This is a genomic window from Ruegeria sp. BG6, assembly GCF_056538465.1.
Genome location: NZ_JBQFTB010000010.1, coordinates 179,664 through 187,421, shown reverse-complemented (window position 1 = coordinate 187,421; position 7,758 = coordinate 179,664). Strand labels below are relative to the sequence as shown.

Sequence of the window (7,758 nt, the reverse complement as noted above, 5' to 3'; positions counted from 1 at the left end):
TGTCGAACCCCTATACCGGCGTGATCTCGATCTTTGCCGACCAGATCATGCAGGGCAAGACGCTCAACATCTTCGAGGACGGCGACATCACCCGCGATTTTGTCTATGTCGACGACGTTGTGCGCGCCTTTGCCAGCACCGTCGCACTGGACAGTTTCTCGGATCAGATCGTGGATATCGGCGCGGGCGAGGCGGCGACCATCATCGACGTGGCCCGGCAACTGATCGACCTTGTCGGGGACGCGCGCAACGGCGTCCAAGTCACCGGCGATTTCCGCGCCGGCGACATTCGCTATGCTTTGGCCGATATCTCGAAGGCAAGCCGCCTGCTGAACTGGTCCCCACAGGTCTCCGTCAGGGACGGCCTCAACCAATTCAGCATATGGGCAAAAAAGGAGCAGGGGTGATTTGGCAGCGGAGACAAGGATGAGTGACGTCGTTCTTTATGACTACTGGCGGTCATCGGCCAGCTACCGGGTTCGGATCGCCCTTAATCTGGCTGGCATCCCCTATCGGTCGGAAGTCGTCGATCTGGTTGCGGGCGAACATAAATCCAAAGCCCACCTGGCCCGGAATCCACAGGGTTTCGTTCCCGTTCTGGAGATTGACGGCCTGCGGCTGACCCAGTCTCTGGCAATCCTTGAGTATCTCGATCAAACGCGAAATCTGGGGCTGCTGCCAGCTGACGCAGGCAAACGTGCCAAAGTTCAGGCCCTGGCGCATTCCATTGCCATCGACCTGCATCCCGTCTGCAATCTTTCCGTCGCGCGCCATGCCACCACGCTGAGCGGCGGGGCCGGTGACATGCCCGGGGACTGGATGCGTCACTTCATTCGCCCCGGTCTGCTGGCGTTTGAAGACCTGCTGGGCGGGTTCGATCAAACCCCGTATTGCACCGGAGACGCGCCCAGTCTGGCCGATCTGTGTCTGATGCCGCAGATGTACAATGCGCGCCGCTGGCAGGTCGACCTGAGCGGAATGCCCCGAATCCTGCAAGTTGAGGCCGCGTGCACCAAACACCCGGCCTTTGCAGCGGCACATCCTGACGCGCACGCCCCAACCTGATTCAGCGCACAGTCTCTGTGTGTTTGGCAAGGATGGCTAGGAAGCCGTGCAGCCGGTACACTTTGGCCAGTGAATGATGATCGAGGTCCTATATGACTGAAATTACCGGCTATCACGCCCATGTCTATTTTGACGCGGATACACAGGAAACCGCCCGGCTTGTCTGTGAAGAAGCCGCGCGCCTGTTTCCCGTTCAGGTGGGCCGAATGCATGCGCGCAATGTCGGCCCCCACCCCCGGTGGAGTTGCCAGTTGGGCTTTGGGCCGGAGGCATTCGACCAGGTCATTCCCTGGCTTATGATAAACCGCAGGGGTTTGACCGTGTTCACCCACCCCGAGACCGGCGAACATCTGAGCGATCACCGTGACCGCGCGATCTGGATGGGAGAGATGCTGCCTCTCGATCTGTCAATATTCGATGACGCCAGGACCTAAGAAAGCCCTCGCGCCTGATCACGCAGCTTGAATTTCTGGATCTTGCCGGTCGAAGTCTTGGGCAATGCGCCGAAAACTACCGTTTTGGGCGCTTTGAAATGGGCCATGTTGTCCCGGCAGAAGGTGATAATTTCAGCCTCAGTTGCTTCCCTGCCCGGCTTCAGCTCGACAAATGCACAGGGTGTTTCGCCCCACTTGTCATCCGGGCGCGCGACCACTGCCGCCTCCATCACGGCGGGATGCTTGTAAAGGATCCCCTCAACCTCGACGGATGAGATGTTTTCGCCTCCCGAAATGATGATGTCCTTGGATCGGTCTTTCAACGCGACATAGCCGTCGGGATGCATCACCCCAAGATCGCCCGAAGCGAACCAACCACCCCGGAACGCCTTGTCCGTGGCATCCGGGTTTTTCAGGTACCCTTTCATCACGACGTTGCCCTGCATAAAAATCTCACCCATGGTTTCGCCATCGGCCGGAACAGGTTCCAGTGTTTCCGGATCCGCGACCATCAGGCCGGACAGCGCCGTGTATTTCACACCCTGCCGCACCTTCAGCGCGGCGCGTTCATCCGCGCCCCGCTCGTTCCATTTCTCTTTCCACGCACAGACAACCGAAGGGCCATATGTCTCGGTCAGCCCGTAAACATGGGTCACTTCAACGCCCATGGCCTCCATCTTTTCGATGACGGCGGCTGGCGGCGGCGCACCGGCAGTCATCACCTTGATGGGATGATCAAAAACCTTGAGGTGGTCCGGGGCATTGGCCAGCATGTTCAGAACAATGGGGGCACCGCAGAAATGGGTTACTTTCTCCTCTCGGAACGCGGCATAGATCGGCTCATCCCGCACTGCACGCAGGCAGACAGAAACCCCGGCATTGGCCGCCATGGCCCATGGGAAACACCACCCGTTGCAGTGAAACATCGGCAGGGTCCACAGATACACCGAGTGTTTCGGCATGTCCCAGTCCAGAATATCCGATTGCGCGTTCAGGGCAGCACCCCTGTGGTGGTAGACGACGCCCTTCGGGTTTCCGGTCGTACCGGAGGTATAGTTCAGCGTGATGGCGTCCCATTCATCTGCCGGCAACGACCAATTGTAATGCGGGTCACCTGTGGCCAGAAAATCATCATAGGTCACTGATCCGATCTTTTCGCCACCGGCAAAACTTGGGTCTTCAATGTCGATGACCAGAACCTCGTGATCGACCTGTTTCAACGCCTCGTTGACCACGCCCGAAAACTCGGGATCCACCAGCAGAACCTTGGCTTCGGCATGGTTCAGGATGAACGCAACGATCGGAGCATCCAGCCGGGTGTTGATCGCGTTCAGCACTGCCCCTGCCATTGGCACGCCAAAATGCGCCTCGTACATTTCAGGCAGATTGGCCGCAATGATCGACACCGTATCCCCCTGCCCGATTCCGTGCGCCGCAAGCGCCCCGGCAAGCTGGCGGCAACGCGAGTAGGTTTCCTCCCACGTATACCTGCGATCACCGTAAACCACGGACGGATAATCCGGATAAACCTGAGCCGTCCTTTCGATAAAGCTGAGCGGAGACAACGGTGTGTAGTTCGCGCCGCTTTTATCCAGATGGCGGGTATAGATGTTGGTGCCTGACATCCGCTGGTCCTCCCAATTCGTGCCGGTAGACTTCACCACAAAGACAGGGCTGTGCAAATCCGTAAAAATACTCTGGCGTATGCTCTGGAGATACGGGATGATGCGATCTGGCCCTATCTACAAAGCACCTTTCAAGGTGATCTGGGCCATCGGAAACACTTCCCGGGACAGGGCTGATTTCGCCGCCGGGCACTGCATTTTGGAAAGGACATGTCATGGACGGCACGTTCAACGAAAACGATCTTTCGCGCGTAGTCGAAGCCGACCGCGCCCATATCTGGCACCATCTGCTGCAGCATAAACCTTTTGAAACCAGTGACCCGCGCATCATTGTCGAAGGCAAGGGCATGCGCGTCTGGGACCAGAAAGGCAAAGAGCATCTGGATGCCGTATCCGGCGGGGTCTGGACGGTCAACGTAGGCTATGGCCGCGAATCGATCTGCAAAGCGGTGTACGACCAGCTGATGAAGCTGTGCTATTTCGCCAATACCGCAGGTTCGATTCCCGGTTCGATCTTTGCTGAAAACCTGATCGAAAAGATGCCGGGGATGAGCCGCGTCTACTACACCAACTCGGGCTCGGAAGCGAACGAGAAAGCGTTCAAGATGGTCCGGCAGATCGCGCATAAGCGCTATGGCGGCAAGAAGACCAAGATCCTGTATCGCGACCGCGACTATCACGGCTCGACGCTGGCGACCATGTCGGCAGGCGGTCAGGACGAGCGCACCGCGCAGTATGGTCCGTTTGCGCCTGATTTCGTACGCGTTCCGCACTGCATGGAATACCGCAAGCACGAGCTGGACGGCGCGCCCGAGGAAAACTTCGGTGAATGGGCCGCAAACCAGATCGAAGAAGTGATCCTGCGCGAAGGTCCCGACACCGTTGGCGCGCTGTGCCTTGAGCCCGTGACCGCCGGTGGTGGCGTGATCGAAGCGCCGGAAGGCTACTGGCAGCGGGTGCAGGAGATCTGCAAGAAGTACGACGTGCTGCTGCATATCGACGAAGTCGTCTGCGGCGTCGGCCGGACCGGCACATGGTTCGGCTATCAGCAATACGGAATCAAGCCGGACTTCGTGACCATGGCCAAAGGCGTTGCCTCGGGCTATGCGGCGATTGCCGTGATGGTCACCACCGAGGAAGTCTTTGACCTGTTCAAGGACGACGCATCCGATCCGCTGAACTACTTCCGCGACATCTCGACCTTTGGCGGCTGCACCGCAGGTCCGGCGGCCGCGATCGAGAACATGCGCATCATCGAAGACGAGAACCTGCTGGGCAACTGCACCGACATGGGCAACCGCATGATGGGCAACCTGCAGGCGCTGATGGAAAAGCACAAGGTGATCGGCGACGTGCGCGGCAAGGGCCTGTTCCTGGGTGCCGAACTGGTAACCGACCGCGCCACCAAGGACCCGATGGACGAGAAAAGAGTTCAGGCGGTCGTGGCCGACTGTATGGCACAAGGTGTGATCATCGGGGCCACCAACCGCTCGATCCCCAGCCGCAACAACACGCTGTGCTTCTCGCCTGCGCTGATTGCAACGGCAGACGACATTGATCAGATCACCGACGCCGTCGACGGCGCGCTGGGGCGTGTGTTCGGGTAAAAAAACTCGAGGTGATTTGCAAATTGAGCCGGCGCTTTTAGCGCCGGTTTTTTGACCACAATCTGGTTTCTTGTCAGCAAAAACCGCAGGGCCAGCTATTATTCGGAAAGCGCGTCCAGATTGATTTTCATGAGAACAGCGTTTGCCGAGTTTCCTGCATCCCGTGCGCGATCATCTATCTGGAAACCACTCGCCAGATAAAGGGCCAGAGCTTCGTGGTGGCGCGGCAGGGCGCTCAGCGTCATGGTTCTGAAGCCCATTTCACGTGCCCGCCGTTTGAGTTCCTGGACCAGAGCCCGGCCTACCCCCAGCCCCCGCGCGGTTTCGCGAACGAACATCCTGTTCATTTCGCAAGTCCTGTTTCCGAGATCCTTCAACATCAGAATTCCAATCGCTTGCCCATTATTGACCGCAAGCAGGCATTCCCCTTTTGGCGGGGTGAAATGGAACAACACATCTCGGATCTGCTCATCAAACTTCTGGTGTTTGAGGTAAACATCAATATCTGCCGCCATTTCCGGATAGCGTTCGCGCAGCCAGTCCGTGAACTCGTATGCCAACGAATAAACGGCATCTGCCTGTGTTTGGGTTCTGACAGCCTGAATTTCCAGCATCGCTCCCTCCAGAGCCACTGCTTGAGCCCAGCATAAGACAAGAATTTCTCTGTCAGAAGAAGTTACTTGTCGGAGATGCCGAAAATGCACTGCAACGAGAAAAAAGGCCGCCCCAACGGGACGGCCCTTTATTCACTGTCTCTCGAAAGAGGATCAGGCAGTCAGAGCAGCCTGAGCTTTGGCGACGATCGCGCCGAACGCTTCCGGTTCGTGCACGGCCAGGTCGGCCAGAACTTTGCGGTCCACTTCGATACCGGCCAGGTTCAGGCCGTTGATGAAGCGGGAATAGGTCAGTGCTTCGTCATGCGAACGGACAGCAGCGTTGATACGCTGGATCCACAGCGCGCGGAAGTTGCGCTTGCGGTTCTTGCGGTCGCGGGTTGCGTACTGGTTGGCCTTGTCGACGGCCTGACGGGCAACCTTGAAGGTGCTCTTGCGGCGACCATAGTAACCTTTGGCGGCCTTGATGACCTTCTTGTGACGGGCGTGAGTTACGGTTCCACCTTTAACGCGGGACATCTCTTAATCTCCTCTTAGCGGTCGTAGGGCATGTAGCCCTTGACGATCTTGGCGTCGGGGGCGGACAGGGTGGTGTTGCCACGGGCGTCGCGGATGAATTTCTTGGTCCGCTTGATCATGCCGTGCCGTTTGCCGGCCTGGCCAGCAAGGACCTTACCGGTCGCAGTCACCTTGAAGCGCTTCTTGGCGCTCGCTTTTGTCTTCATCTTAGGCATTTCCGTCTCCTTTTCCGGGTTCGGTTTCAAACGCGACTCGGCATGCCATCTCGGCCGGTCACGCGATCAGAAGCGCCGTTTACGCAAGTTCCGCCATACTGGCAAGGGGGTTTCGACCAGAATCTTCGCTTTTCCAGCCCGGCTCAGGCACCCCGGCGACACACCGGGGCATCGTTATCTCTTCAACCGGGGTCGGTGTTGTAGATCAGCCGTTCGTCACAAGGGGCAATGCGCAGAATATTGGTGGTGCCCGGCACGTTGAACGGCACCCCTGCGGTAACCACGATCTGATCGGACTCGGACGCAAATCCACCGGCGCGGGCAGCACGGGCCGCGTTGACCACCGCACCTTTGAACCGCTCAAGCTCGGGCGTCATGACACAATGGCAGCCCCAGCTCAGGCACAGGCGCCGTGCGGTGCCTCGGGCCGGCGTCATGGCGATGATCGGAACACCGGGGCGCTCACGGGCGGTCAGCAAGGCTGTTGTGCCGCTTTGGGTAAAGCAGCAGATGGCCTTGATATCCGTCTTTTCAGCAATCTCGCGGGCGGCGGCAACGATACCATCGGCGATCGTTGTCCCCTTGGCCGAACGCGAGGCCGCGATGATCTGCGTGTAGGTCGGGTCGGCCTCGACCTCGATGGCAACCTTGTTCATGGTCTGAACCGCCTCGACGGGGTAGTCCCCGGCAGCGGATTCCGCGCTGAGCATGATGGCATCGGTACCCTCATAGATCGCCGTGGCCACGTCTGAAACTTCGGCGCGCGTTGGCATCGGGCTTTCGATCATGCTTTCCAGCATCTGCGTGGCCACAATCACCGGCTTGGCTGCGGCCCGACATCTGCGTACCAGTCGTTTCTGGATCGGGGGCACAGCCGACACCGGCAGTTCAACGCCCAGATCGCCGCGTGCGACCATGATCCCATCAGACGCATCAAGAATGTCCTCGAACGCCTCGACAGCGGCGGGTTTTTCGATCTTGGACAGGATCGCGGCCCGGCCATCGGCCAGCGTGCGGGCCTCATAAACATCCCGTGCCCGCTGCACGAAGCTGAGCGCCAGCCAGTCCACGCCCAGTTGGCAGACAAATTCCAGATCGTCACGGTCCTTGGCCGAAAGGGCCGCCAGTGGAAGCACCACGTCCGGCACGTTCACCCCCTTGCGGTTCGAGATCGTACCGCCGACCTCGACCGTGCAATTGGCGAAATCCTGACCGCAATCGGCAACGATCAGACGAATTTTGCCATCGTTGACCAACAGGCGCGCACCCGGTTCCAGTGCGGCGAAAATCTCGGGATGCGGCAGGCAGACACGCTCGGCATCACCAGGCGCCGGATCCAGGTCCAACCGGAACGCGGCCCCTTCCTGCAATTCCTCTTCGCCATTGCCGAACACACCGACCCGCAGCTTCGGGCCCTGAAGATCGGCCAGAATCGCGATCGGGCTTTCCAGGTCCTTTTCCACCTGCCGGATGATCCGGTGCCGTTCGCGGATTTCATCATGGCTGCCGTGGCTCATGTTCAGGCGGAAGACATCCGCTCCGGCTTCGTGCAGGGCGCGAATGGTGTCATAGTCGTTGGACGCCGGTCCCAGCGTCGCCACGATTTTCACATTTCTCAGGCGTCGCATCGGTCTTGCTCTCCTCGATGACTCAATGTTACCGCAAACAGTGCTTGGATG

At 59.0% G+C, this 7,758-nt stretch carries 9 protein-coding genes; 4 read left to right on the top strand and 5 right to left on the bottom strand.

Annotated features, from left to right (window positions below; genetic code table 11):
• From ACR0JW_RS17355 to ACR0JW_RS17345, 3 genes are all read left to right on the top strand, one after another.
• Positions 1–407: GDP-mannose 4,6-dehydratase (locus ACR0JW_RS17355; RefSeq protein WP_480714247.1), on the top strand; the 407-nt coding region annotated here is incomplete at its 5' end.
• Between the two features lie 19 nt (positions 408–426).
• Positions 427–1,065, top strand: coding sequence for a maleylacetoacetate isomerase (maiA, locus tag ACR0JW_RS17350; protein ID WP_170682113.1), 639 nt, complete (start codon positions 427–429; stop codon positions 1,063–1,065).
• 92 nt (positions 1,066–1,157) lie between these two features.
• Positions 1,158–1,499: a DOPA 4,5-dioxygenase family protein gene (locus ACR0JW_RS17345; RefSeq protein WP_170682114.1), complete on the top strand. Its 342-nt coding sequence runs from the start codon at positions 1,158–1,160 to the stop codon at positions 1,497–1,499.
• Here the strand turns inward: ACR0JW_RS17345 and ACR0JW_RS17340 are convergent.
• Positions 1,496–3,124, bottom strand: a complete 1,629-nt coding sequence (locus ACR0JW_RS17340; RefSeq protein WP_170616063.1) for an acyl-CoA synthetase — start codon at positions 3,122–3,124, stop codon at positions 1,496–1,498. The two genes, ACR0JW_RS17345 and ACR0JW_RS17340, sit on opposite strands and share 4 nt — an antisense overlap.
• Before the next feature lie 215 nt (positions 3,125–3,339).
• On the opposite strand from ACR0JW_RS17340, the gene ACR0JW_RS17335 reads away from it, so the two are divergent.
• Positions 3,340–4,731 (top strand): aminotransferase family protein, encoded by a 1,392-nt coding sequence (locus ACR0JW_RS17335; protein WP_170616061.1) that lies wholly within the window; start codon positions 3,340–3,342, stop codon positions 4,729–4,731.
• Positions 4,732–4,829: 98 nt separating this feature from the next.
• Here the strand turns inward: ACR0JW_RS17335 and ACR0JW_RS17330 are convergent, their stop codons facing one another.
• From ACR0JW_RS17330 to pyk, 4 genes are all read right to left on the bottom strand, one after another.
• The gene (locus ACR0JW_RS17330; RefSeq protein ID WP_170682115.1) at positions 4,830–5,345 is read right to left on the bottom strand and encodes a GNAT family N-acetyltransferase; all 516 of its coding nucleotides are present in this window, start codon (positions 5,343–5,345) and stop codon (positions 4,830–4,832) included.
• Positions 5,346–5,498: 153 nt separating this feature from the next.
• Positions 5,499–5,864: a 50S ribosomal protein L20 gene (rplT, locus tag ACR0JW_RS17325; RefSeq protein WP_152457001.1), complete on the bottom strand. Its 366-nt coding sequence runs from the start codon at positions 5,862–5,864 to the stop codon at positions 5,499–5,501.
• Between the two features lie 14 nt (positions 5,865–5,878).
• Positions 5,879–6,079 carry a 50S ribosomal protein L35 gene (gene rpmI, locus ACR0JW_RS17320; protein ID WP_088632295.1) on the bottom strand — a complete coding sequence of 67 codons (201 nt, stop codon included), beginning with the start codon at positions 6,077–6,079 and terminating at the stop codon, positions 5,879–5,881.
• Positions 6,080–6,261: 182 nt separating this feature from the next.
• Positions 6,262–7,707 (bottom strand): pyruvate kinase, encoded by a 1,446-nt coding sequence (gene pyk / locus ACR0JW_RS17315; RefSeq protein ID WP_170616057.1) that lies wholly within the window; start codon positions 7,705–7,707, stop codon positions 6,262–6,264.
• Positions 7,708–7,758: the final 51 nt, after the last annotated feature.

What these genes read in the sequence shown, in the direction of transcription:
- maiA (WP_170682113.1), top strand. Translation starts at nt 427, where the DNA reads ATGAGTGACGTCGTTCTTTATGACTACTGGCGGTCATCGGCCAGCTAC.
- ACR0JW_RS17345 (WP_170682114.1), top strand. Translation starts at nt 1,158, where the DNA reads ATGACTGAAATTACCGGCTATCACGCCCATGTCTATTTTGACGCGGAT.
- ACR0JW_RS17340 (WP_170616063.1), bottom strand. Translation starts at nt 3,124, where the DNA reads ATGTCAGGCACCAACATCTATACCCGCCATCTGGATAAAAGCGGCGCG.
- ACR0JW_RS17335 (WP_170616061.1), top strand. Translation starts at nt 3,340, where the DNA reads ATGGACGGCACGTTCAACGAAAACGATCTTTCGCGCGTAGTCGAAGCC.
- ACR0JW_RS17330 (WP_170682115.1), bottom strand. Translation starts at nt 5,345, where the DNA reads ATGCTGGAAATTCAGGCTGTCAGAACCCAAACACAGGCAGATGCCGTT.
- rplT (WP_152457001.1), bottom strand. Translation starts at nt 5,864, where the DNA reads ATGTCCCGCGTTAAAGGTGGAACCGTAACTCACGCCCGTCACAAGAAG.
- rpmI (WP_088632295.1), bottom strand. Translation starts at nt 6,079, where the DNA reads ATGCCTAAGATGAAGACAAAAGCGAGCGCCAAGAAGCGCTTCAAGGTG.
- pyk (WP_170616057.1), bottom strand. Translation starts at nt 7,707, where the DNA reads ATGCGACGCCTGAGAAATGTGAAAATCGTGGCGACGCTGGGACCGGCG.